Origin of the sequence: Bacillus cereus group sp. MS39 (assembly GCF_040448665.1) — a bacterium.
Classification (GTDB): Bacteria; Bacillota; Bacilli; order Bacillales; family Bacillaceae_G; genus Bacillus_A; species Bacillus_A wiedmannii.
This window is the reverse complement of sequence record NZ_CP123058.1, coordinates 4,333,963-4,358,341: the sequence shown is the minus strand read 5'-3', so window position 1 is coordinate 4,358,341 and position 24,379 is coordinate 4,333,963. Positions and strand designations below refer to the sequence as shown.

Genomic DNA, 24,379 nt, shown 5'->3' with positions numbered 1-24,379 from the left:
TATATTCTACTTTTAAGGTGTAAATCCTGCATAAAAAAGAAACACCTTGAATCATCAAGGTGTTTTCGTTATAAGCTCAAAACTCTCCGAATTAGCCCCAAGTATAAAAGGACTAACCTCACCAACGCTATATAGCTGTAATTCATGCATCGCACGCGTACAAGCAGTGTAGAACAATCTGCGTAGACTTTCATCACTATACACATCTTGAGATGCATCGTAAATAATAACAGCGTCAAATTCGATACCCTTCGCTAAGTAAGCAGGAATCACGACAATGCCTTGCTCATACTCGGCTGAGCTACTCTTCACGAGTTTAATATTATCGATATGACTAAGTGCCTCATATGCAGCCGCACTTTCAGCTGCAGATTTACATATAATTGCGATCGTATTGTGCTGTTGTTTTTGTAGTTCAGCAACTTTGGCAGTAATATGTTCGTGCAGTTCGCTATCATTCGATACTTTCGTCACTGTAGGTTTTTCGCCGTCACGTTCAAAGGCGTGAATGTCCTTTCCTTCCGGTACGAGAGCACGTGTAAATTCAATAATCGGTTTTGTTGAGCGATAGCTACGAGTTAAGTTGATACCGTTCGTTTCATCTGGTCCGTATAAGCTAGTAAGTGTATTGAAATTCACTGCTTCACTCGCATGGGCAAATATCGCTTGGTTAAAGTCCCCGAGTACAGTCATTTTTGCGGCAGGGAAGAGACGTTTTAAAAACTCGAACTGAAACGGCGAATAATCTTGCGCTTCGTCTACGAGTACGTGTTTAATCGATCTATTCGTTTGGAAGCCTTCAATTAATTCTTTTAAAAGTAAAAATGGAGTCGCATCTTCGTAATATAGCTTTCCTTCATCTAACATGTTTACCGTTAATGAGCAAATGTCATCCCATTCTTTCGGTTTTTCTCCAGTAACCCATGATGCATCTGTGAAGAGTTGTTTATATATGCCTGTGAAATTGATAAAGCGCAATGTTTGAACACCTTTACGAAGTGGCTTCAATTTTTTACGGACAATCATACGTCCAAGTACTTTCGTTTCTTTCTCAAAATCATGAAAGGAGTTGTCGTCAAACTCGCCCTTTTTCTGCAAGTATTTATAAGCCTTTTGATATTCATCTTTACTAAGTAGTTCAATTTCTTCTTCTACCCAAGGCTTTTTCAGTTCTGCTTTTTCAAGTGCATCTATTTGCTTATTTAGCCAATCCGTTAACTTTTCAATTCGGCTATGGAAGCGGAGGGAGGAGTCAGTATTATAAAATTGCGCTGTAATTTCTTTCGCAGAGACAATCAGTTTTCCTCTAAATTTCATTCCTCTAAATAGCATGCCTGATGATTCAAGAGATTGTCTGTACGCTCTAATCATCTCGAAAAATTGAGTGGATGCTTTAAATCGGATGCTCGCATTTCTCGTTTTATAGGTAGGATTATTCGTTTCAGTTAGCATGTATTCTAATTGCTCATAAGGATCTTCAACGTCAAATGACTTACTTAGTCTATGATTTAAATATTCTTGGAATGTCACTTGCTGCATATTTTCTTCACCGAGTTCAGGTAGTACGTTAGAAACGTAGCTATTGAACATAGAGTTAGGGGAGAAGAGAATAATTTGATCTGCTTTTAACCATTCACGATATTTATATAGTAAGTAGGCGATTCGTTGCAGCGCAGCTGACGTTTTACCGCTACCAGCAGCTCCTTGCACGATAAGGAGTCGGCCTTCATCGTGACGAATAATTTCATTTTGCTCGCGCTGAATTGTAGCAACGATGCTTTGCATGTGTTTGTTCGTACCTTTTCCGAGCGCTTGTTGCAAGATTTCATCACCAATTGTAAGGCTCGTATCGAACATAGAATCAATCTCGCCATTTTGAATAATGTATTGTAATTTCTTCTCCACATTACCGTGGATTACGCCTCCTGGTGTACTATATTCGGCTGGTCCTGGTGGATAATCGTAGTACACACTCGAAATGGGTGCGCGCCAGTCATATATAAGAAAGTTTTCTCCGCTTGCATCAGTAAGTGTAGCTACGCCGATATAAATTTTCTCCGCAGCAGATTCTCCTTCTTCTTTGAAATCAATTCGTCCGAAGTAAGGTGCTTTATGCATGCGTCTTAATGCGGCAAGTCGATTAAAGGTGTGCTTATGGGTAATTTGTGTGACAGCTAGTGACTGAGCTTGTTGTCTTAAGTTGATAACTGTTTCAAGATAATCATCAAAAGTATCAGTATTCACTTTCACGTCATCCCAGAAGTGTTTACGAATATGGATTACTTCTGCCCGGCGTCTGCCAGTTTCGTTTTCCAGTTTATCAATTTGCTCCGTAATTGTTTCTATTACGGTATCCAATCTTTTTTGCTCTAAATCAAGTTTTTTGTTCATACGGTAAGCACTCCTTTAAAAGTGAAAAATAGAGGTTGACTGAAGATGTGTTTTGGTGTACAATTAAGATACGGATAAATACGTTCCTTTCATTTTAGAAAGCGTGTTTCTGTACTAATTTAACATAATTTTATCATTTAATCAATGATAATAAGATAAACCTTGGTTCCGTGCTACGTGGATCAAGGTTTTTTTGTGTTTTTGAAGAGGGGATCGCAATCACTGTCAGTTTTTACTGGTGAGTCGATATAATTGAAAAATCACTGCTATATTTAGGACCAAGGTTAATCTATTTGAGAATTAACCTTATAATTTCATTTATCGAGAGAAGAGAGTATACAAAAAAGCTCGGGCCTAAGCCCAAGCTTTTTTCAATTCATTATTTCTTTTCGTCTTTCTTAGCGTCAGCTTTTTGCTCTTTGAAAAGATCTTTTAAATCTTTATCGTCAACTTTTACGTCAGCTTTTTTGATTTCTTTCATCATAAGATCGTTCATGAATTCGCCATCTTGTGCTTTCTTCGCAACTAACTCTTTTTTCAGGTCAGCTTTTGATTGCTCAAATGATTTTTCTGGCTCTTTAATGTCTGTAACTTTAATGATGTGGTAACCGAATTGTGTTTTTACAGGTTCGCTTACTTCATCTTTTTTCAGTTTATAAGCAGCATCTTCGAATTCTTTAACCATTTTACCATGTTCGAAGAATCCTAAGTCTCCACCTTTTTCTTTTGAACCAGTATCTTCAGAGTATTGTTTCGCTAACTCTTCGAAAGATTTACCTTGTCCAAGTTCTTCTTTAACCTTTTTAGCAGTCGCTTCATCTTTTACAAGAATGTGGCTTGCTTTAATTTCAGGTTTGTAGCTTTCTTTTAGTTCTTTATCAGTGATTGTTTTCTCGATAGCTTTTTCTTGCGCTAATTGAGCACGCACACCAGTTTTTAAAGTTTCTTCTTTAATACCTTGTTGTTTTAATAGTGTATCGAATTGATCACCGTATTGTTTTTTCATCTCATCGAACTTTTTGTCTACTTCTTTGTCTTCAACTTTGTAGTTTTTAATAAGTACTTTTTCCATAACCATGTTGTTTAATACTTGTTTACCAGCTTGTGTCTTCATTTGATTGTAGAACTCGTCTTTTGTAATGTCACCAGCTTTAGATGTAACGATTTTGTCTGATGATGATGTTCCACATGCTGATAATGCGATTACACTTGTTGCGGCTAAGGCAAGCATAGCTTTCTTCATTCGATAAACACTCCTACTATTATGTATTTTTAATTTATCCCACACCAATGAATTTTGGTTCATAAGAGCCCGATTAAGTCTCACTGATACTTTTGCTTTTTTCGTTGGTAAAGCGCGCTTAACAGGGCTTACCGAGGCTGAGGATAAAGTTAAGATGCGTGTCATTTATTTCATAGTATAAGCAATATGTACAAAATTTAATATATCATATTTCGACTCGATTTCATATTGATAAAGAAAAATTAACCAGTGTGTGTCAGATTTTGAAGGTGTAGCCTATTGGGCGCATGCCGCATATATAGAAAAGAGGAGGGGATGGGGATGAATTCTCAACTTATTTTATTACTTGTACTGTTTATTTTATTGGTTATAGTAGGTATAATTTGCTTATAGAGGAAAAAAGTGAGGAAAGGGCTTTCCTTCCTCACTTTCCATGAAATATAATTTCTATATAACTAGAAATTAATAAAATTGTTATACATACATTAATAACCCGAAAGACACCGGGTTGGCGGCTCGCAGCTATTTGTTTTCGTTCACACAGTGTATGTGTCATGAAATTCGTGTAAAATATAACAAGAAGTGCGAATGCGACAAAAACAACTGTTATAAGTGTCATGAGGCGAGACCTCCTTTTGGCTAAAATACATATACTTTATATATTGTATCATACGATATTTTGTTCGTGTTATAAAATTCAGAAATAGAAGACTTTGTGTTAGAAAGTGAGGGAGAAAATGGACGTTGTTAGAAGATTAGAACAAGCTGAATACTACGTAGACCTACTATTTAAAATGATTGATGAAGAAAAGTGTCCATTTTATTCTTTGATCATAAAGAAAAAAGCTCGTAAAAAAGATATTGAACGTATACTACATCTTTGTGAAATACTGAACGAGCAATATGTAGTGGAGAAAGCAGAAGGGCTTCTTTTGTTCGATGCGCTGTTAGATCAATTTGAAAAAGCGCTTCCACATCAGCTCGAAGTACACGAAACTGCGGAAGCGCTAGCAAAACAAGGTTTATTTAAGCCGCTTATGAATGAATTCTTAAGCATGATTGCGAAAAAATAAATAGATTACTTCTTAACTAACTTCTGATCGGATTCCGTAAAATTCTCCTCAATATTCTCTAATGATTTCTCAAAAATATCGATGAAGTCTTGTCCGTAAATGTTGCGCAAGATAGCGATAAGTTCGATATTTTCTGGGAACTTACCATAGAAATTACGAAGTGCAAGAGCCCCATTAAATACAGAGTTATTTTCAGGATCATACTCCTCCATTAAGCGAAGTAGTAATTCTTCCCCTTTGTCTGTAATCTCAATGTACGTATTTCGTTTATCATCTTCTTTTTTTGAGAATACAAGATAGCCGCGTTCTTCCAGCTTTTTCGAGAAGTTAAACGCCGTTGATACGTGCATAACTCCAAACTTAGCAATCTCAGAAATAGAAGCCCCTTTTAAATGATAAGCGATTGATAAAATATGATGCTCATTAATGTTTAAATCGTAAGGCTTAATCCACTGTTGCCAATCTTTCTCTACACATTTCCATAACGCTTTCGATAATTGAGCAATGCGTTGGCTGAAAATCATCGCTTCTTTTACCGAGTAATCTTTTTCTCCACTTTTCATTTACTCACCCACTTTAACATTCTTTTTCATTACTATCTATTATGCCAGTAAAGTAAAAATTAATAAAGTCTTTTTGTGAGAATTGTGAAAATTTTTCGGAAAAATGACATTCTATACAAATCATGCATAACTATGGAAGCGTTTTATGAGTCGTGAGTACATGTGTTGTCCTTACATGTTAAGTGATAACATATATTGTAAATGCATAAAAACACGGCATATCTGTGTGATATGCCGTGTTAAGGTCAATTTATATAAAAAATATTTGTTATATGCAAAAAACTAAGCAGGAATTTGTTTACGCTTTTTCCGGAACAGCTTCTTGTAGTTTCTCAATTGATTTTTGAATGTCCAAAATTTCTTGCTCAATATGTCGTTTGTTTTGAGAAATATCTTGCTTCCAGTTAGAAAGCGTGTCTTGCATATCTTCTTTTAATTCTTGAAACACTTCTTTACCTTCCGAAGCAGTTTCAACGATTTGACGTTTTAATAATTTTGTATCAGCTGTAATATCAGCTAAAGTCTTTTTAATATCAGTTCCTTTTTCTTTTAGCTTACCGCGCATAGCTTTACCAGAAGAAGGAGTAGAGAAAAGAACGGCTAATCCAGCAACTGCTCCGCCGCAAATGACACCTGTAATAAAGGATTTAGCTTTTGACATAAAAGGAAACCTCCTTATTTTTTGTTCGTATTCATGATGTGAAGAAATATGCATATCTTTAAGACAAGGGAAAGAAAAGTGTGCAGTGCACAGTCCCTGGTATCTTGAGTGGAGAAACAAGCCGTGCAATATGTAATGACTTTAGAAAAGTGGCTTGTTATGTATTACTTCTTATTATAGTGTCACTATTCCACACTATTTGCAATTGTACTTGCGATGTTTTGTAAATTTTCCATTGTGTATTCATTTTGATGTGATTTCCAAACAGCACCGAAACCATCGTTTTCACCGTAGCGTGGAATTAAATGAAGGTGGAAGTGGAACACAGTTTGTCCAGCTTTTTCACCGTTATTGTTAAGTAGGTTAAAGCCAACTGGATTAAACTCTGCTTTAATCGCATTTGCGATTTTCGGAACGACAGAAAAAATGTGTGATGCGATTTCTGGCGTTAACGCAAAAATGTCTTGTTTGTGAACTTTTGGAATAACAAGAGTATGTCCTTTTGTTACTTGACTAATATCTAAAAATGCAAGCACATGTTCATCTTCGTATACTTTTGAGCAAGGGATTTGCCCATCAATAATTTTACAAAAAATACAATTGTCCGCTGTATGGTTCATTGATCTCATCCTTTCAAGTAGCCTTAGCCGTATTTTACCATAATTATATAAGAGAACAAACACGAAAAACAGGAAGCTGACTCAGCTTCCTGTTTTCTGAAGAGGGATTGAAAAAGCATTATCGTAATTTACGTTTCGCAGACACCTCATTTATTTAAGAAATGCACGGTAAATCGGCTAAAGTTTCTGCCGTAGACACCCCATTTTCAAGTGAAATGAATTGCAATCTTTATAAAAGGAAATTGTTTATTTTTTAAAACAGTATATGCTCTTTCGGAGACACCCCGTTTCGAAAATGAAACAAATGATCTGGTTATGTGTAAATTTCTTTGTCCAACATGGACACCCCATTTCATGATGACTTCACTATGTTGTTGTACTCATCAATTGGTGGTTGCTTTTTCAATGTGTTCCTTCTTCACTAATTATGATGTCCGCTTTCGTAAAAATATATGCTAACAAATTTAAATTTTTTTTTGAGGGCATCGATACTATGTAGTACAGCGCTATTTTTGGTAAGATGAATATAGAATGAATACTAATGAAGAAAGTGGTGTCGTATGAGCGAGTTATTGCGTGTAGAAAATGTTACAGGAGGATATACGAAACGACCTGTACTAAAAGATGTTTCGTTCTCTGTGAATAAAGGCGAACTTGTCGGCTTAATCGGTTTAAATGGAGCCGGGAAGAGTACGACAATTAAACATATTATCGGTTTAATGGAACCGAAAAAAGGAACTGTCACAATTAACGGGAAAACAATTCGTGATGATATGACAGCGTACCGTTCTAGTTTTTCGTTCATCCCAGAAACACCAGTATTATATGATGAGCTAACGCTAGAAGAACATTTGAAATTAACAGCGATGGCGTACGGTGTCGATGAACAACAATATGAAGAACGTGTAGGACAACTATTACAAGAATTTCGCATGAAAAATCGTTTAAAATGGTTTCCATCTCATTTCTCAAAAGGGATGAAACAAAAAGTAATGATTATGAGTGCCTTTTTAGTGGAACCATCTCTTTACATTGTGGACGAACCTTTCGTTGGGCTTGATCCGTTAGCGATTCAATCACTCCTTCAAATGATGGATCAAATGAAAAAGAGCGGTGCAGGTATTTTAATGAGTACACATATTTTAGCGACGGCAGAGCGTTATTGTGATTCGTTTATTATTTTGCATCAAGGCGAAGTAAGAGCGAAGGGAACATTATCTGAACTGCAATCACAGTTTAATATGCCAGGTGCAACGTTAGATGATATTTATATTGCATTAACGAAGGAAGAAGATTATGAATAGCACAGCATTATGGAAAGAACGATTTCGTCACTTTCTAAAAGAAGTTCGTACATATAGTAAATACGTATTTAATGATCATTTGAAATTTATTTTCGTATTTATCATCGGCGCAGGAGCGTATTATTATCAGCAATGGTTACAAACGTTAACACCTTCATTTCCGACAGCGCTTGTTATGGCAGTGTTGCTCGGACTCGTATTAACGGCCGGATCCATTCAAACGTTATTAAAAGAAGCAGATCTCGTTTACTTGCTGCCAGTTGAAGAAAAGTTAAAACCGTACTTTACAAAGGCATTTCTCTTTACGTTTATGATTCAGTTATACATAATCGCAATCGTAGCGGCAGCGCTTGCCCCGTTATACTTCCAGCAAATGAAGCAAACAGGAGCGGCTTACATATGGATTGTACTCGCGTTTGTCATTGTAAAAGCGTGGAACTTATTCGTCGCATGGGAAAAATCATTTTTAACAGATCAAAATATACAAAGAGCTGATTGGTTCATTCGTTTTATTTTAAACGGTTTATTTGTGTACTTCCTTGTAGAGCGTACTTCCGTTATTTTTGTTGGCGGAATCGTCCTTCTCATGGTGTTATACCTTGTAGTACTGCATCAAATGGTGAAGGGAAAGCCGCTAAACTGGGAGTACTTAATTTCTGAAGAAGGTAAGAAGATGATGCTGCTGTACCGCATCGCGAACATGTTCGTTGATGTACCAGCATTAAAAGAAAGAGTAGCACGTAGAAAATGGCTTGATTTCATTCTTTCGATGATTGGTGAGAAGCGTACATATTTATACTTATATACGAGAACGTTTTTACGATCTGGTAACTATTTCGGCTTATATGTGCGCCTGCTCGCGCTTGGAGGAGTTATTCTTTACTTCATTCCGTTTTTATATGGACGATTTATCGTAAGCCTTATTTTCCTATACTTAATCGGTTATCAGCTATTAACTTTATGGAAGCATCACCGCATGAAGATTTGGCTTGATTTGTATCCGGTAGGGGGAGAAGAGAAGAAGAAAGATTTTCTTGTCTTATTAAATGCGATCCTTATTACCGGCAGCGTTGTATTTACAGTTATATTCGCCCTTGCGAAGAAAGATTTCATGATGACGGGAATTTTACTAGTCGTAAGCATAGTATTTAGTATCGGTTTCGTTTATCAATACGGGGCGAAACGTATTGAGCGTTTAAATTGAAGGGAATGAACCTATGATTACATACGAAGAGAAGGTTATAAAAGAATTGGAGCAGTGGAAAGCTACATTCATGAAAGATTCTTCTATGATGACACGGTTCTCTAAGAAAGTGCAGACGAAAGTGCAACAGCTTATTCCGGCGAAAGTGCAAAAAGTATTAACGGAAACGATTCGGATGATGGTGCAAACGATTAGTGCTGGATCAAACTTTATAAAGCCGAAATTAAAAGAGACGAACTGGTCATTGCAAAGAAGAGACGGCGAAGTACGTAAAAAAATGGATGAGTACAAAAAAATAGCAGCGGCAGAAGGAGCAGGGACGGGAGCTGGCGGTATTCTCCTTGGCCTTGCTGATTTTCCGCTTTTACTCGGCATTAAAATTAAATTTTTATTCGATGCCGCAACATTGTACGGATTTGATACAAGTAACAAAGAAGAGCGCCTTTTTATCCTTCACGTTTTTCAACTTGCCTTTTCAAGTGACGATCACCGAAAAGAGATATGGAAAGCAATCGAAACGTGGGATACAGAAGAAGAAAATCATATGGACTGGGAAAAGTTCCAAACAGAGTACCGAGACTATATCGATTTAGCAAAAATGCTTCAGCTCGTACCAATAATCGGTGCCCCGGTCGGCGCATATGCGAACTATCAATTACTGCAAAGGCTCGGAGAAGTGACGATGAATTGTTATCGTATGCGAATACTTAATAGAAATTAGAAAGAAAGCATCCTACATGTGTAATGTAGGATGCTTTTTTTAGAAGTTAATGCCGTTATAGCCAACTCCGACTACAATCAATACGATAAAGAGCACAATGAGTACTATATACCCACTACTAACGCTCTTACCGTCTTGTCCAGCTTCACCGCCACCAGTGCCACCACTACCGCCTTTACCGCCAAGTCCCATAGGAATATCCTCCTTATTGTTATATGTTGCTTTTACTTTATACTTTTCTTTATTTACCAATAAATTCCTCCTGGAACGCTAACTAACTTGCAAATCATTTCGTTTCATTTTATAATTTACTTACCGACCGGTAAGTAAAAATAAGTGAGGTACAGTATGACAAAGAATTTACAAACATCGCAAAACATTGTAGAGGCATCATTTAAACTCATGGCAGAGCACGGCATTGAGAAAATGAGCCTTTCCATGATCGCGAAAGAGGTAGGTATTTCAAAACCGGCTATTTATTATCATTTTTCTTCTAAAGAAGCGTTAGTTGATTTTTTATTTGAAGAAATTTTTTCTGGGTATCATTTCGTGAGTTATTTCAATAAAGAACAATATACGAAAGAAAACTTTGCAGAAAAATTAATTGCCGATGGTTTACATATGCTCTCTGAGTATGAAGGCCAAGAAGGAATATTACGTGTTATAAATGAATTCATCGTAACTGCGGCGCGAAATGAAAAGTATCAGAAACGCTTATTTGAAATACAAGAAGATTTCTTAAATGGTTTCCACGATTTATTGAAGAAAGGTGTAGAACTTGACGTTGTGTCACAACATGCAACGGAAGAAAATGCTCATACGTTAGCGCTCGTAATCGATAATATGAGTAATTACATGCTGATGGGATTCCAGTTAAAGTATAAAGAAATTTGGATTCAAAATGTGAAAAACGTAATGAAGGAGGAATAAAAGTGAAAATGCAAAAAAACTGGTGGCTCGGTTTTCTTGGGTTCATTGGAGTGTATAAAATTCCAGGCATGATAGAAGCTTTTCAAGCGGATGGAAGTTGGATGAAGCTAATCGGTTTCATTTGGCTACTGTGGTTCGGATATTTTATTCCTGAGAAGAAAGAAGATTGAATTTCAATTCCCTGTAAAGTTATGTAAAATATAATTTGAGAGTATTCATATATTAGATTACTAGATTTGGAGTGGTTACATGGATCCATTGAAGAATGAAATTCACCCTGACATGGTCAAGGTGTGGAAAGTTCGTGCTGTCATTGAAGAAGGGATTGGTATCCTCGTTATTTTAGCTTACCTTTTCCTCATGATAAAGTTTGATTGGTGGGCGTGGATTTTGTATGTGATGATTGGGCTAACAGTTGCGTTCGCACCATTTTCGTACTTCTTATTCCCGAAACTACGTCAACGTTATTACAGTTATCAATTAAATGAAGAAGAGCTTGAAATTCAGCACGGTCTTTTCGTCGTAAAGCGCGTATTAGTGCCGATGATTCGTGTACAACACGTGACGATTGAACAAGGGCCGATTATGAGAAAATATGGCTTAGCAGAATTACACATTTCAACGGCGGCAACTTCTCACAGCATCCCAGGCTTAACGATGTATGAAGCGGAAATGTTGAAAACGAAAATCGCAGAATTAGCGAAAGTGAGTGATGAGGATGTATAAGAGGCAGCATCCCATTACGATGTTATTAGAATTAAAAATAACAGACTTTATACCACTCATTATTTTCATGTTTAGCTTAAACGGAAAATTCCCGTTTTGGTATTTAATTCCCGCTGGATTCGGTTTACTCACCGTTTTTTCAGCGTTTGAAAAATGGTACTACACAACATATTGGGTTGAAAATAACGTATTACATGTGAAACAAGGGCTCTTTGTGAAGAAGGAGAGCTATTTAAATAAAGAACGTGTTCAAACGATTAACACAAGTTCTAACGTGTTATATCAAATGCTCGGTTTAAAGAAAATTCAGATTGAAACAGCTGGCGGAGGCGATGATGCAGAAGTTAGCTTAGCTGGTATTACAGTAGAAGAGGCAACAGAGCTTATTGCAATGCTAAATGAGCCAACTCCAGAAGTGAAAGCAGAAGATACATCAGAAAAAGTAGTCGAAAAAGAAATCGTTACAGAAGAAAAACAAGCGACAGAATACAAATTAACTTGGAAAGAAATTTTATTAGCATCTGTTACATCTGGTCAGTTTGGACTATTATTCTCATTAATCTTTTTCGTGTACCACCAAGTAGATGAGTACATTCCAAAATGGATAGAGAATGGCGTAAAGTCGTATGTAATGGAACATGATATATATGGCTGGATTTTCATGGTAGCCATTTTGATCGTCCTTTCGTGGATTATATCGACAATCGGTTATGCGCTAAAACATGGAGATTTCACAGTGAATCGAAGGAATGACGAAGTCCGCATTTCGCAAGGTTTGCTTGAAAAGAAAGAGCTTGTACTAAAATTGCACCGTATTCAAGGTATTACGATAAAAGAAAGTATTTTGCGTCAGCCATTCGGTTATTGTGCTGTACAAGTAGAAGTGATTCAAAGTAAAGGACTGGGGGACGAGAAAGAAAAAGTTACGTTGCATCCTATCATTCGAAAAGATCGCGTACAACAGTTACTCGCACATTTACAACTACCATATGAACTGAATAAAAACATTATTTCACTACCAAAAGCAGCATTACGCCGCTATCTCATTGATAGTTTTATATTCTTCGCTATGCTAGCAATCCCGCTTACTGGAATAAGTATATACTTTGAAAAGTATTACATCATGTGGGCATTAATTCCGCTAGCAATCCTCATCTTTACACTTGGATACGCAACATTTAAAACAAATGGTTACAGTGTAAACGGAGAGCAAATTACGCTTGTATATCGCAGCGTCGGCAAATATACAGGGCTTGTTAGAAGAAGGCACGTCCAATCAATGGAAAAGACACAATCATATTTCCAGCGCCGAGCGGATTTATGTACGTATAAGTTCTCTAACGCATCATCCAATTATAAACTAGAGCATACGAGAGTAGCAGATGCGGAGAGAATGCAGGATTGGTATAAGAAGAGATTAAGTGAGGATTAAATAGAATGGCTCGTCTTTTACGGAAGACGGGGCGAATGAAGTCTCGTTAAGACAAGCACAGAAAAATTTCATTGCATTTGGTGCTTGCGAGGAATGTTTTGTGAAATCAGTTAGAAAGCCGACTAGTGAAGATGTGAAGGATGCTAGTTGGAAACAAATTTGTTAAATAGCTTAAAATAAAAATGTTATTACTCAATGTAACAGGAGTAATAACATTTTTTTATGTAGTGAATAAAGAATTAACGCCGTCTTACAAGATAAAACAGTAAAGATGATACAGTAATAGGAAGGCCAGTATCCAGAAAAGCTTCTAAATAAAAGGATAAAAAATCTCTGTCGTTAAACCACATAAAGAATAAATGATTGTAAGAAATACCTAACAATATAAATAAAGGAATTCCGATCTTTAATTCGTGACTTCTTTTTATTTTTCTATAACAAAATTCACCAAATAAACAACCGATAAGAAAAGGGATGCTTCCAAGAATTGAAAACATAATAATAGATACCCAAATCGGTCCCCAGGAGTCAGCATAATTTGGAACTAGTGTATACTATAAAACGTTCACAATGATAGAAAAAACCAGTAAGCATATTAAATAACTAATAGAGAATTTTTCCAATGGAATCAGCCTTATAAAATTCCACTTTATTTTTATGAAAATATAAACCTCTTTAAATTATAGATTAGATATATAAGGATAATCAATTTTTATACATTTCGTGTTTATGGATATATTTTCAATGAATATAAAAGTATAGATGTATAGTCAACTTTCGGTATTTAATGTTATCATATTGAATGATATGGAAATTTTTAATAGAAGAAGCAATGAACAATTCAAAGGCAATGAAGCTTTTGTTGTATAAAGAAAATATTTATTATTACTCAGCGATATTAAAAATAAGGTACGTATTTATATAAATTTAGTAGAAATGGGGTTTTAAAAAGGAATGAGTACAAGTATCACACGGCAAAAGATTTTAGAAGCTGCTTCTCAAATTGTGCAATGTAAAGGGGTTGCTAAGTTAACTTTAGAAGCGGTAGCAAAAGAGGCGGGGATAAGTAAAGGTGGATTGTTGTATCACTTTGCAAATAAAGAAGCTTTAATAGAGGGCATGATACTCAAAGGGACGGAGGAGTATCAAGACGCTATTCACAATAAAGTAGCGGAAGACTTAGAGAAGAAAGGAAGGTGGGTACGTTCTTTTGTAGAGGAAAGATTAAGTAATGAGAGAAGAGTAGAAGAGCTGGGTAGTAGTATGATGGCAGCATTAATGCTAAAACCTGAATTACTTGAACCGTTACAACAATCATTTCAGCAACTGCAACATAAAATAGAAAATGATGAGATAGATTCAGTTTGTGCCACAATTATTAGATTAGCGGCAGATGGATTATGGTATTCGGAATATTTAGGGGTTGGAAGACTAAGCCCCGAATTAAGAGAGAAAGTGATTCAAGCTCTTATTTGTAATTCATATAAATAGAATATACGAACTATATAATGTAAAATAATTCACCATTGCTTATTTAATGCACTGGTGAATTATTTTTTTATTAGAAAAATAGAACAATTTCATAGAGTATTGAATTATAACCGTCCAGACGGTATAGTAATATTTGGTTTAAGAGGAAAATGAAACAAAAAAAGAATAAAAAATATTTTTAGCACACTATTCGAAAGGATAGGCCGCAAAGCTTAGAGTCTACGGTAATACATATTGGTTACTAAGATCGTCTGGTTGCACATTTTTGATGCAACCGGACGGTCTTTTTTTGTTATATAAATATAAAAAATAGGAGGGAATTATGCAAATGAAAAGTACTAAAAGGTATATTTCGATGGTTTCATTAGTTTTTCTAGTATTATTTTCAGTGCTAAATGTGTGGGCTCCAGTTATTCAAGCCGCTGTGATAAAAAATCCAGTGGACGAGATTAATATCTCCCGTACTGATGGTACAACGTCTGAACCATATCAAGCCTCAGATGGCATGAAAGTAGAAGTGAAGTGGTCAGCTAAAGAAAAAATAAAAAGTGGAGATCAATTCACAATTGATATGCCAAAAGAATTCAGAAAAGATCTTATGAATATGAGTTTTCCTTTAAAAGATGCTGAAGGAAAAACAGTTGGTACATGTGAGATGAAAAAGGGTCTATTGACATGTACTATGGGTGATTACGTAGAAGGAAAGAATAACATTAAAGGTTCTTTATTCGTAGAATTCTACTTTGGGCTAGAAGCATATGATGGTGTCAAAGAAATTCCATTAGAATTTAACGTTGATGGTCAAATCGTTAATAAAGAAGTAAGTGTAAATAATACGACAGAGAGACCGAAGCCACATCCCAATACAGATAATTTATTGAAATGGGGTTCTTATAATCAAGAAGATCCGTCCATTGCTGATTGGCTTGTATATGTAAATGCAACTGGAACAGAAATGCAAGATCTTAAATTAACAGACACATTAGGACCTGGGCATGAATTAATTACAGATAGCTTAGTATTAGAAGAGGCTGTATTTGAAGATGGCTATGCACCAACAAATGTTAAGCCAGCAGATTTATCTAAAATTAAAATTAATGCAACGAAAACTGGATTTACAATTGAATTTCCAGACAGTTCAAAAGGTTATATTTTAAGATATAAAACAAAGATTACTAATCCTGCTGCAAAGCCTCATAAAAATATAGTGAAATTAGAAGGTAAAAATATTGTAACTGAAGAAAAAGTTGGAGAAGTATTTGTAAGTGGTGGGGGAGGAACCGGTTCAGGTGACGATAATCCACCTAGCATTGAAAAAAATATAGTTGATGAGAATGATAAGCTTGTAGAGAATCAGCAGTTAACACAAATGGATCAAGCTATTCAATACCAAGTTGGTACACATATACCGAAAAATCCGTCTAATTATACGTCAATGGTAATTAGTGATGATTTAGAGGATGTTTTAGAAGTATTAGAGGCAAAAGTATATGATCAAAATGGTCAAGATATTACTTCTAAAGGAACGTTAAATATAGATAAACAAAAGAGTGAAGTAACATTTACGTTTGGTGAGAATTTTGACTATAAGTCATATGAAGACCAGGTAATTAACCTCAGCATTAAGGCGAAAATTAAAGCTAATGCAGATTTATCTTCTTACGTAGATAAGAAGATTCCTAATAAAGCGGAATTACATTTTGATGATAAAACATTAACATCGAAAGAAGTAACTGTTACGCCGCCTGAAGCTCCAAAAGAAGGTACAGTATCGATTCGTAAAATAGATGCTGAGAATCCGAACAAAGGGTTAAAAGGTGCTGAATTTGAAGTTCAAAATAGTGCAAATGAAGTTGTTGCAAAATTGATAACGGACGAAAACGGTTTTTCAGTACCTCAAACTTTAGCTCCTGGGACGTATAAAATTTATGAAACAGTAGCGCCAGAAGGATATCAAAAATTAACAATTCCAGTAGAGGTTACACTTCAAGCTGGTGAAACAAAAGCCATTGAAGTCAAAAATACTTTGCAAAAGGGTCAAATTGAATTAAAGAAAATTGATTCGGAAAATGGTGAAAAACCATTAGCAAATGCAGAGTTTGATATAGTAAAAGACGATGTAGTAGTTGAGCATATTATTACAGATAAAGATGGTAAGGCAATTTCTCAACCGTTAGCGCCAGGAAAATATATTTTAAAAGAAACGAAAGCGCCTGAAGGATACCAATTAAAAGAAACAGAATTCGAAGTAAATGTAACAGGGGACGGCATATTCCCAATAACAGTAGAAAATGCAATGACAGATAAAGGTAATGTAGAAATTACAAAGGTGGACAAAGAAAACGGTTCAGCATTAGCGGATGTCGAATTCGAAGTCCAAAATGAGAAAGGTGAAGTAGTAAGAAAAGTAACGACGGATAAAGAAGGAAAGGCAAACGTTTCAGATCTTTCAGTAGGAAAGTACAAATTAGTAGAGACGAAAAGCTTACCAGGTTACAAGAAACTAACAGAGCCAGTATCGTTTGAAATTACAAAAGGTATGACGAAAGTCCTATCATTAAAAGTAGAGAATGAACAGTTAGAAAACGGTTCAGTAGAAATTACAAAAGTGGATAAAGATAGCCAGAAAGCATTAAAAGGCGTAGTTTTCGAAGTACGAGATGAAAAAGATAAAGTAGTCAAAGAGGTAACAACAGATAAAGAAGGAAAAGCAACCGTTTCAGATCTTTCAGTAGGAAAGTACAAATTAGTAGAGACGAAAAGCTTACCAGGTTATAAGAAACTAACAGATCCAGTATCATTTGAAATTACAAAAGGTATGACGAAAGTCCTATCATTAAAAGTAGAGAATGAACAGTTAGATAAAGGTTCAGTAGAAATCACAAAAGTAGATAAAGACAGCCAGAAAGCATTAAAAGGCGTAGTCTTCGAAGTACGAGATGAAAAAGATAAAGTAGTCAAAGAAGTAACAACAGATAAAGATGGAAAAGCAACAATTGATGATTTATCAGTAGGAAAGTATAAATTAGTAGAAAAAGAAAGTTTACCAGGTTATAAGAAATTAATAGAGCCAGTATCGTTTGAAATTACAAAAGGCATGACCGAGGTCTTATCATTAAAAATAGAAAATGAAATGGTAGATACGGGGAATGTAGAAATAACAAAGATAGACAAAGATAATAAAGCACCGTTAGCGGGAGTAACGTTCGTTGTCCAAGATGAGAAAGGTAACGAAGTTAAAAAAGTAACGACAGATAAAGAAGGAAAAGCAAATGTTTCAGATTTATCAGTAGGAAAGTATGAATTAGTAGAGGTAGAAAGTTTACCTGGTTATAAAAAGTTAGAAAAACCAGTATCATTTGAAATTAAAAAAGGCATGACCGAAGTCCTATCATTAAAAGTAGAAAATGAAATGGTGGATACAGGGAGTGTCGAGATAACAAAAATAGATAAAGATAGTAAAGCACCATTAGAAAATGTTGTATTTGAAGTACGTGATTCAAAAGGAAAAGTAGTTGCGAAAGTAAAAACGGATAAAGAAGGAAAAGCAAACGTTTCAGATTTATCTATTGGAAAGTATGAGTTGGTAGAAGTAGAAACACCGGCAGGATACAAACCACTAGAAAAGCCAATTTCATTCGAAATTGAAAAGGGTAGAGTTACAGCATTACAATTGACTGTAGAAAATGAATTAGTGGATGTAGGAAATGTAGAAATTACAAAAGTAGACAAAGAAACGAAAGATGCTTTAGCTGATGCAGTATTTGAGATTCAAGATGCAGCAGGACAAGTAGTCGCTAAAATAACGACAGATAAAAAAGGACACGCACAAGTTACTAATTTATCAGTTGGAACATACAAGTTAGTAGAAGTAAAAGCACCAAAAGGATATAAGCAATTAGTAGATCCGATTACTTTCCAAATTGAAAAAGGCATGACAAAATCTCTTGCTTTAACAGTAGAAAACGAAATGTTAGACAAGGGAAATGTAGAAATCACAAAAGTAGATAAAGATAGTCAAAAAGCATTAGCAGGTGTAGTCTTCGAAGTACAAGACGAACAAGGCAAAGTAGTAACAGAAGTAACGACAGATAAAGAAGGAAAAGCAAAAATCTCAGACTTATCTGTAGGAAAGTACAAATTAGTAGAAAAAGAAAGCTTACCGGGTTACAAAAAATTAACAGAGCCAGTATCATTCGAAATCAAAAAAGGTATGACGAAAGTTTTATCATTGAAAGTAGAGAACGAACTGTTAGATAAAGGTTCAGTAGAAATTACAAAAGTGGACAAAGAAAGAGGCGCGTTATTAGAAGGCGTAACATTTGAAGTGCAAGATGAAAAAGGCAAAGTAGTAACAAAAGTAACGACAGATAAAGAAGGAAAAGCAAAAATTGCTGATTTATCAGTAGGAAAATATAAGCTAGTAGAGGTAGAAAGCTTACCAGGATATAAAAAACTAGCGAAGCCAGTATCATTCGAAATCAAAAAAGGTATGACAGAAGTTTTATCACTAAAAGTAGAGAATGAACTAGTAGATAAAGGTTCAGTAGAAATTACAAAAGTAGATAAAGATAGTCAAAAAGTATTAGAAGGCGTAGTCTTTGAAATCCAAGATGAAGCAGGCAAAGTAGTAACAAAAGTAACAACAGATAAAGAAGGAAAAGCGAAAATTTCAGATCTATCTGTAGGGAATTACAAACTAGTAGAAGTAGAAAGCTTACCAGGCTACAAAAAGCTAACAGAGCCAGTATCATTCGAAATCAAAAAAGGTATGACAGAAGTCTTATCATTAAAAGTAGAGAATGAACTAGTAGATAAAGGTTCAGTAGAAATCACAAAAGTAGATAAAGATAGTCAAAAAGCATTAGCAGGTGTAGTCTTCGAAGTACAAGACGAACAAGGCAAAGTAGTAACAGAAGTAACGACAGATAAAGAAGGAAAAGCAAAAATCTCAGACTTATCAGTAGGAAAGTACAAATTAGTAGAAAAAGAAAGCTTACCGGGTTACAAAAAATTAACAGAGCCAGTATTATTCGAAATCAAAAAAGGTATGACGAAAGTTTTATCATTGAAAGTAGAGAACGAACTGTTAGATAAAGGTTCAGTAGAGATTACAAAAGTAGACAAAGAAAGTGGCGCAGTATTAGCGGGCGTAACATTCGAAGTGCAAGATGAAAAAGGCAAAGTAGTAACAAAAGTAACGACAGATAAAGAAGGAAAAGCAAAAATTGCTGATTTATCAGTAGGAAAATATAAGCTAGTAGAGGTAGAAAGCTTACCAGGATATAAAAAACTAGCGAAGCCAGTATCATTCGAAATCAAAAAAGGTATGACAGAAGTTTTATCACTAAAAGTAGAGAATGAACTAGTAGATAAAGGTTCAGTAGAAATTACAAAAGTGGACAAAGAAAGTGGCGCGTTATTAGAAGGCGTAGTCTTTGAAATCCAAGATGAAGCAGGCAAAGTAGTAACAAAAGTAACAACAGATAAAGAAGGAAAAGCGAAAATTTCAGATCTATCTGTAGGGAATTACAAACTAGTAGAAGCAGAAAATTTACCAGGCTACAAAAAGCTAACAGAGCCAGTATCATTCGAAATCAAAAAAGGTATGACAGAAGTCTTATCATTAAAAGTAGAGAATGAACTAGTAGATAAAGGTTCAGTAGAAATTACAAAAGTAGATAAAGATAGTCAAAAAGTATTAGAAGGCGTAGTTTTCGAAGTACAAGATGAAAAAGGCAAAGTAGTAACGGAAGTAAAAACAGATAAAAATGGTAAAGCAAAAATCTCAGACTTATCTGTAGGAAAGTACAAATTAGTAGAGAAAGAAAGCTTACCAGGTTACAAACAATTAACAGAACCAGTATCGTTTGAAATTAAAAAAGGAATGACAGAAGTTCTATCATTAAAAATAGAAAATGAAATGGTAGATAAAGGTTCAGTAGAAATTACAAAAGTAGATAAAGATAGTCAAAAAGTATTAGCAGGTGTAGTCTTTGAAGTTCAAGACGACAAAGGCAAGGTAGTAACGAAAGTAACGACAGATAAAGCTGGAAAAGCAACAGTTGCAGATTTATCAGTAGGAAAGTACAAGCTAGTAGAAGTAGAGAGTTTACCAGGCTACAAAAAATTAGAAAAGCCTGTACCATTTGAAATTACAAAAGGTATGACAAAATCTTTAGCGTTCACTGTAGAAAATGAAATGGTAGATACGGGGAATGTAGAAATCACAAAAATAGATAAAGACAGTAAAGCACCATTAGAAAATGTTGTATTTGAAGTACGTGATTCAAAAGGAAAAGTAGTTGCGAAAGTAAAAACGGATAAAGAAGGAAAAGCAAACGTTTCAGATTTATCTATTGGAAAGTATGAGTTAGTAGAAGTAGAAACACCGGCAGGATACAAACCACTAGAAAAGCCAATTTCATTCGAAATTGAAAAGGGTAGAGTTACAGCATTACAATTGACTGTAGAAAATGAATTAGTGGATGTAGGAAATGTAGAAATTACAAAAGTAGACAAAGAAACGAAAGATGCTTTAGCTGATGCAGTATTTGAGATTCAAGATGCAGCAGGACAAGTAGTCGCTAAAATAACGACAGATAAAAAAGGACACGCACAAGTTACTAATTTATCAGTTGGCACATACAAGCTAGTAGAAGTAAAAGCACCAAAAGGATATAAGCAATTGGTAGATCCAATTACTTTCCAAATTGAAAAAGGTATGACGAAATCTCTTGCTTTAACAGTAGAAAATGAAATGTTAGACAAGGGAAATGTAGAAGTAACAAAAGTAGATAAAGATAGCCAAAAAGTATTAGAAGGCGTAGTCTTTGAAGTACAAGATGAGCAAGGAAAAGTAGTAACGAAAGTGACAACAGATAAAGAAGGAAAAGCGAAAGTTTCAGATCTATCAGTAGGAAAATACAAATTAGTAGAAACGGAGAGTTTACCAGGTTACAAAAAACTAACAGAACCAGTATCATTCGAAATCAAAAAAGGTCTGACAGAAGTTTTATTACTAAAAGTAGAGAATGAACAGTTAGACAAAGGTTCAGTAGAAATTACAAAAATGGCTGCTGAAAGTAAGAATGTATTATCAGGGGCAGTGTTTGAAGTTCATGACGAAAAAGGAAAAGTAGTAACGAAAGTAACAACAGATAAAGAAGGAAAAGCGAAAGTCTCAGACTTATCTGTAGGTCACTACACACTTGTAGAAGTAGAAGCACCAAAGGGTTATGAAAAATTAACTAATCCAATTCCATTTGAAATTACAAAAGGAATGATAAGTCCAGTTCAATTAGAAGTATTAAACAAATTGACTTCTTTAGCACCACCAGGCCCAGAGAAACCAGAAACGACGGATCCAGAAAAACCAGAAACAACGGATCCAGAAAAACCAGAAACAACGGATCCAGAGAAGCCAGAAACAACGGATCCAGAAAAACCAGAAACAACGGATCCAGAAAAACCAGAAACGACGGATCCAGAGAAGCCTGAAAAAGAATTACCGAAGACAGGACAGAAAATGCCTGTGGAACCATATATGGGAGCACTTCTTATTATGATGAGTTTTGGATTGCTCGTATTAGGTAGAAAACAGCAGAGATAATAAAAATGAAAAGGTATCCTCAAAGTATTGGAGGATACCTTTTTTATTTGGCATAAAAAACATTTAGCAAAAGAACTCGATGCAAATAGAAACAAAAAGGAAGAAAAATTTCGTCCTATTTTCTTAATATGGTTATATCAAAAAATAGCTATATATATTTAATGTGAAAATAAAAGGTTAAAGGCCTTCGTAATGTTTGGGTGAAAAAAGAGTTATCTATGTAATTAATTTGAGTACTTTAAGAAAGAGGGCTTTTTCCTAAAGTGTTCAAAGGATGATAGTTCAATAGCAGGTGGGAGATGAAACTCGTTTTAGCACTGTATTAACACCTTAAAATGTAGATAGGGGAAAATAATGTAAAAAACTATTGTATATTCAAAAACCTTATGTTACATTTGTGTTACAAGAAAGTTACAAACGGTAACTTATGTTACGGTTTGTTTTCTTTTGTTTTTCGGTATGTTACGGAATGAGGTTCGTAGCCAAACAACCGAGAATATGTAAAGCTAAAAAAATAGCAACCTAAAAATAGTTTTTCTATGTGTATAAGAGTGTGTGTAGTAAAGAGCCTGGTGAGAGCTTTACGCACATTATTAAAATTCCTTTCTGTCTTTAAAAGAAGAAAACCAACTACCAACTATTTAGGAGTTTTAAGTAATGATAGTAAATGAAATGTACTTCCTTTCCCACATACAGTACATCTTTACTTTCATTCTAATTACTACACAGACTTTTATACATATGCTGTTATTGTTTTAGGGATATATAGGAGGAGAAAAAATGAAAAAGTTATTAATGGTAATTGGACTTACGTTTTTAATGTTAGCTGGATGTAGTAATGGGAATTTTGACAAAGCAATGGATGAAGGAAAGACCGCGTTAACGAATAAAGAATATAAAAATGCTTTATCATCATTTGAAAAAGCGCTAGATGAGAAAAAAGAAGATTCAGATGTAATGGTGCTTGTAGAACAAACGAAAGTAATGATTGAAGCAGTGAAGTTAAAAGAAGAAACAAAGATAGAAGAATCAATCAAGTCATTTGAAAAAGTAGAGAACATGAAGAATGGAAATGCTGCGCTTGTAAAACAAGCAAAGGAAGAACGAACAGCATTACTAGCCATCTTAGAGCAAAAAAAGAAGTATAGCGAGCAACTGACGAAAAGTGAAGAGTTATTAAGTAAGAAAAATTATGCAGAAGCGAAAGAGATATTAAATAAGCTAGTTGCAGAAACAAAAGATAATAAGAACCTTGAAGAATATAATAAAAAAGCGGTAGGATTAGTTACTAAAATGAATGAAGAAGAAAAAACTGCAAAGAATGAAGCAGCAGCGAGGGCACAAAAAACAAATGTAGTAACGAATCAAAAAGTAGCAACAGAAAAGAACGAAAAAACAAATGTAGTAACAAATCAAAAGGTAGCAACAGAAAAGAACGAAAAAACTGAGACAGAAAAAAATCAAAAGGTAGCAACAGAAAAGAACGGAAAAACTGAGGCAGAAAAAAATCAAAAGGTAGTAACAGAAAAGAACGGAAAAACTGAGGCAGGAAAGAATCAAAATGCATTTACTTTTGAGAAAGCTAAAGAATATATCAAAAATGAATATAAAGAAGAATATGATTACACGCTAGAAGATACACAAGTAGAAAATGGAAAGAAATATTATAAAATTAGAGTGCGTACGACATATAAAATAGAAGGCGCAGCTGGATCAGGATTTACTGGCGTATTCAAAGTATTCGAAGATGGTACGATTATTGAAATGCACTAAATCGATGAAAAAGGTATCCTCAAAGTATATGAGGGTACCTTTTTTAGCATAAAAAAAGCATCTAGCAAAAGTACTAGATGCAAATAAAAACACAAGGGAAGACAAAATTCTTCCCGTTTCCCGTATGTAATTATATCAAAAAATATATAAAAAACTAGCTTTATTTTTTATATAATTGATGTGTAAAGCTATGAAAGTATAAGATTACACTGTTTTCATAGTGTTTTATTAAAAAAGGAGCTGTGTATATGATTAATTTTAAACCAGAAAATTTGAACCAACTATTAAAAGTAATGTTAATTAGTGCGAATAAATCTTATGATGCGATTAAAGATTATGAATTTACAGGGGAAGCGGTAGTATTCCGTGTGGATTTCGAATATATTGACGTTTCTCTAATGATTGTAGATATGTTAGGAAGATCAGCTTCTAAATTTACTATTTTGCCATATGCCCGTCCGAATACGAATGAAATAGACTACATTCAGTTTCATGTGTATGCGATTAATGAAGGGAATTTTAAGGAAATGATTGATACGATGTAGGAAACTATAAAGTGAAACTTTAATCAGTGGGGGATTCATCCCCACTGATTATTAGCTCTCACCAATCGGACGTTTACGGGCAGCCCGACG

21 protein-coding genes, 1 pseudogene and 1 riboswitch are annotated in these 24,379 nt (G+C 34.9%); of the genes and pseudogenes, 14 read left to right on the top strand and 8 right to left on the bottom strand.

The features are described 5' to 3' along the window. Positions 1-54: 54 nt before the first annotated feature. Positions 55-2,391 carry an RNA polymerase recycling motor HelD gene (gene helD / locus QEP67_RS22530; RefSeq protein WP_064473047.1) on the bottom strand — a complete coding sequence of 779 codons (2,337 nt, stop codon included), beginning with the start codon at positions 2,389-2,391 and terminating at the stop codon, positions 55-57. A gap of 379 nt (positions 2,392-2,770) precedes the next feature. Continuing rightward, the gene (gene prsA / locus QEP67_RS22525) at positions 2,771-3,634 is read right to left on the bottom strand and encodes a peptidylprolyl isomerase PrsA (protein WP_000710056.1); all 864 of its coding nucleotides are present in this window, start codon (positions 3,632-3,634) and stop codon (positions 2,771-2,773) included. A 279-nt stretch (positions 3,635-3,913) separates the two neighbouring features. Here prsA and QEP67_RS22520 point away from each other — a divergent pair, with 279 nt between their 5' ends. Continuing rightward, entirely contained in the window at positions 3,914-4,027 is a 114-nt protein-coding gene (locus QEP67_RS22520; RefSeq protein ID WP_002007073.1) for a hypothetical protein, read from the top strand. Positions 4,028-4,058: 31 nt separating this feature from the next. Here QEP67_RS22520 and QEP67_RS22515 read toward each other — a convergent pair whose 3' ends face one another. Continuing rightward, positions 4,059-4,253 carry a hypothetical protein gene (locus tag QEP67_RS22515; protein WP_000172690.1) on the bottom strand — a complete coding sequence of 65 codons (195 nt, stop codon included), beginning with the start codon at positions 4,251-4,253 and terminating at the stop codon, positions 4,059-4,061. A gap of 118 nt (positions 4,254-4,371) precedes the next feature. On the opposite strand from QEP67_RS22515, the gene QEP67_RS22510 reads away from it, so the two are divergent. Then, positions 4,372-4,707 (top strand): DUF1878 family protein, encoded by a 336-nt coding sequence (locus QEP67_RS22510; protein ID WP_000383646.1) that lies wholly within the window; start codon positions 4,372-4,374, stop codon positions 4,705-4,707. Positions 4,708-4,712: 5 nt separating this feature from the next. Here the strand turns inward: QEP67_RS22510 and QEP67_RS22505 are convergent, their stop codons facing one another. The 3 genes from QEP67_RS22505 to QEP67_RS22495 all read right to left on the bottom strand — a co-directional run bounded on the left by QEP67_RS22505 (position 4,713) and on the right by QEP67_RS22495 (position 6,551). After that, positions 4,713-5,270, bottom strand: a complete 558-nt coding sequence (locus tag QEP67_RS22505; RefSeq protein ID WP_000834920.1) for an HTH-type transcriptional regulator Hpr — start codon at positions 5,268-5,270, stop codon at positions 4,713-4,715. A 298-nt stretch (positions 5,271-5,568) separates the two neighbouring features. Beyond that, entirely contained in the window at positions 5,569-5,931 is a 363-nt protein-coding gene (locus QEP67_RS22500; protein WP_000030297.1) for a YtxH domain-containing protein, read from the bottom strand. Positions 5,932-6,116: 185 nt separating this feature from the next. Further along, positions 6,117-6,551: an HIT family protein gene (locus QEP67_RS22495; protein ID WP_001016839.1), complete on the bottom strand. Its 435-nt coding sequence runs from the start codon at positions 6,549-6,551 to the stop codon at positions 6,117-6,119. Between the two features lie 560 nt (positions 6,552-7,111). Between QEP67_RS22495 and ecsA the strand changes: the two genes are divergently transcribed. From ecsA to ecsC, 3 genes are read left to right on the top strand one after another with little or no spacing between them, the layout of a single operon-like run. Next, positions 7,112-7,855, top strand: coding sequence for an ABC transporter ATP-binding protein EcsA (gene ecsA / locus QEP67_RS22490; protein ID WP_001292607.1), 744 nt, complete (start codon positions 7,112-7,114; stop codon positions 7,853-7,855). Further along, the gene (gene ecsB, locus QEP67_RS22485; protein WP_353706434.1) at positions 7,848-9,059 is read left to right on the top strand and encodes an ABC transporter permease EcsB; all 1,212 of its coding nucleotides are present in this window, start codon (positions 7,848-7,850) and stop codon (positions 9,057-9,059) included. Before ecsA ends, ecsB begins: the two co-directional genes overlap by 8 nt. Before the next feature lie 13 nt (positions 9,060-9,072). Continuing rightward, entirely contained in the window at positions 9,073-9,780 is a 708-nt protein-coding gene (ecsC, locus tag QEP67_RS22480; RefSeq protein ID WP_048567007.1) for an ecs operon protein EcsC, read from the top strand. A 39-nt stretch (positions 9,781-9,819) separates the two neighbouring features. Here ecsC and QEP67_RS22475 read toward each other — a convergent pair whose 3' ends face one another. After that, on the bottom strand, positions 9,820-9,972 hold the full coding sequence (locus QEP67_RS22475) for a sporulation protein YjcZ (RefSeq protein ID WP_075310498.1): 153 nt from the start codon (positions 9,970-9,972) through the stop codon (positions 9,820-9,822). A gap of 156 nt (positions 9,973-10,128) precedes the next feature. Here QEP67_RS22475 and QEP67_RS22470 point away from each other — a divergent pair, with 156 nt between their 5' ends. From QEP67_RS22470 to QEP67_RS22450, 5 genes and pseudogenes are all read left to right on the top strand, one after another. After that, the gene (locus QEP67_RS22470; RefSeq protein WP_000164863.1) at positions 10,129-10,710 is read left to right on the top strand and encodes a TetR/AcrR family transcriptional regulator; all 582 of its coding nucleotides are present in this window, start codon (positions 10,129-10,131) and stop codon (positions 10,708-10,710) included. A gap of 2 nt (positions 10,711-10,712) precedes the next feature. Continuing rightward, complete coding sequence (locus tag QEP67_RS22465) at positions 10,713-10,880, top strand: hypothetical protein (protein WP_000783815.1); 168 nt, start codon at positions 10,713-10,715, stop codon at positions 10,878-10,880. Between the two features lie 79 nt (positions 10,881-10,959). Then, positions 10,960-11,436: a PH domain-containing protein gene (locus tag QEP67_RS22460; protein ID WP_000371356.1), complete on the top strand. Its 477-nt coding sequence runs from the start codon at positions 10,960-10,962 to the stop codon at positions 11,434-11,436. Next, positions 11,429-12,868: a PH domain-containing protein gene (locus QEP67_RS22455; RefSeq protein WP_000278229.1), complete on the top strand. Its 1,440-nt coding sequence runs from the start codon at positions 11,429-11,431 to the stop codon at positions 12,866-12,868. Before QEP67_RS22460 ends, QEP67_RS22455 begins: the two co-directional genes overlap by 8 nt. A gap of 16 nt (positions 12,869-12,884) precedes the next feature. Next, a pseudogene (locus QEP67_RS22450) lies at positions 12,885-13,034 on the top strand (CPCC family cysteine-rich protein); the annotation flags it as partial. Positions 13,035-13,107: 73 nt separating this feature from the next. On the opposite strand, the gene QEP67_RS22445 reads toward QEP67_RS22450, so the two are convergent. Continuing rightward, positions 13,108-13,383 (bottom strand): hypothetical protein, encoded by a 276-nt coding sequence (locus QEP67_RS22445; RefSeq protein ID WP_239661039.1) that lies wholly within the window; start codon positions 13,381-13,383, stop codon positions 13,108-13,110. A gap of 439 nt (positions 13,384-13,822) precedes the next feature. Here QEP67_RS22445 and QEP67_RS22440 point away from each other — a divergent pair, with 439 nt between their 5' ends. From QEP67_RS22440 to QEP67_RS22425, 4 genes are all read left to right on the top strand, one after another. Next, positions 13,823-14,359 (top strand): TetR/AcrR family transcriptional regulator, encoded by a 537-nt coding sequence (locus QEP67_RS22440; protein ID WP_000107849.1) that lies wholly within the window; start codon positions 13,823-13,825, stop codon positions 14,357-14,359. Positions 14,360-14,529: 170 nt separating this feature from the next. Then, a riboswitch (cyclic di-GMP riboswitch) is annotated at positions 14,530-14,622 on the top strand. 59 nt (positions 14,623-14,681) lie between these two features. Further along, positions 14,682-21,971, top strand: coding sequence for a SpaA isopeptide-forming pilin-related protein (locus tag QEP67_RS22435; RefSeq protein WP_353706433.1), 7,290 nt, complete (start codon positions 14,682-14,684; stop codon positions 21,969-21,971). Between the two features lie 780 nt (positions 21,972-22,751). Further along, the gene (locus QEP67_RS22430; protein WP_353706432.1) at positions 22,752-23,744 is read left to right on the top strand and encodes a hypothetical protein; all 993 of its coding nucleotides are present in this window, start codon (positions 22,752-22,754) and stop codon (positions 23,742-23,744) included. Between the two features lie 248 nt (positions 23,745-23,992). Beyond that, on the top strand, positions 23,993-24,289 hold the full coding sequence (locus QEP67_RS22425; RefSeq protein ID WP_000606811.1) for a hypothetical protein: 297 nt from the start codon (positions 23,993-23,995) through the stop codon (positions 24,287-24,289). Positions 24,290-24,379: the final 90 nt, after the last annotated feature.

What these genes read in the sequence shown, in the direction of transcription:
- helD (WP_064473047.1), bottom strand. Translation starts at nt 2,391, where the DNA reads ATGAACAAAAAACTTGATTTAGAGCAAAAAAGATTGGATACCGTAATA.
- prsA (WP_000710056.1), bottom strand. Translation starts at nt 3,634, where the DNA reads ATGAAGAAAGCTATGCTTGCCTTAGCCGCAACAAGTGTAATCGCATTA.
- QEP67_RS22515 (WP_000172690.1), bottom strand. Translation starts at nt 4,253, where the DNA reads ATGACACTTATAACAGTTGTTTTTGTCGCATTCGCACTTCTTGTTATA.
- QEP67_RS22510 (WP_000383646.1), top strand. Translation starts at nt 4,372, where the DNA reads ATGGACGTTGTTAGAAGATTAGAACAAGCTGAATACTACGTAGACCTA.
- QEP67_RS22505 (WP_000834920.1), bottom strand. Translation starts at nt 5,270, where the DNA reads ATGAAAAGTGGAGAAAAAGATTACTCGGTAAAAGAAGCGATGATTTTC.
- QEP67_RS22500 (WP_000030297.1), bottom strand. Translation starts at nt 5,931, where the DNA reads ATGTCAAAAGCTAAATCCTTTATTACAGGTGTCATTTGCGGCGGAGCA.
- QEP67_RS22495 (WP_001016839.1), bottom strand. Translation starts at nt 6,551, where the DNA reads ATGAACCATACAGCGGACAATTGTATTTTTTGTAAAATTATTGATGGG.
- ecsA (WP_001292607.1), top strand. Translation starts at nt 7,112, where the DNA reads ATGAGCGAGTTATTGCGTGTAGAAAATGTTACAGGAGGATATACGAAA.
- ecsB (WP_353706434.1), top strand. Translation starts at nt 7,848, where the DNA reads ATGAATAGCACAGCATTATGGAAAGAACGATTTCGTCACTTTCTAAAA.
- ecsC (WP_048567007.1), top strand. Translation starts at nt 9,073, where the DNA reads ATGATTACATACGAAGAGAAGGTTATAAAAGAATTGGAGCAGTGGAAA.
- QEP67_RS22475 (WP_075310498.1), bottom strand. Translation starts at nt 9,972, where the DNA reads ATGGGACTTGGCGGTAAAGGCGGTAGTGGTGGCACTGGTGGCGGTGAA.
- QEP67_RS22470 (WP_000164863.1), top strand. Translation starts at nt 10,129, where the DNA reads ATGACAAAGAATTTACAAACATCGCAAAACATTGTAGAGGCATCATTT.
- QEP67_RS22460 (WP_000371356.1), top strand. Translation starts at nt 10,960, where the DNA reads ATGGATCCATTGAAGAATGAAATTCACCCTGACATGGTCAAGGTGTGG.
- QEP67_RS22455 (WP_000278229.1), top strand. Translation starts at nt 11,429, where the DNA reads ATGTATAAGAGGCAGCATCCCATTACGATGTTATTAGAATTAAAAATA.
- QEP67_RS22440 (WP_000107849.1), top strand. Translation starts at nt 13,823, where the DNA reads ATGAGTACAAGTATCACACGGCAAAAGATTTTAGAAGCTGCTTCTCAA.
- QEP67_RS22435 (WP_353706433.1), top strand. Translation starts at nt 14,682, where the DNA reads ATGCAAATGAAAAGTACTAAAAGGTATATTTCGATGGTTTCATTAGTT.
- QEP67_RS22430 (WP_353706432.1), top strand. Translation starts at nt 22,752, where the DNA reads ATGAAAAAGTTATTAATGGTAATTGGACTTACGTTTTTAATGTTAGCT.
- QEP67_RS22425 (WP_000606811.1), top strand. Translation starts at nt 23,993, where the DNA reads ATGATTAATTTTAAACCAGAAAATTTGAACCAACTATTAAAAGTAATG.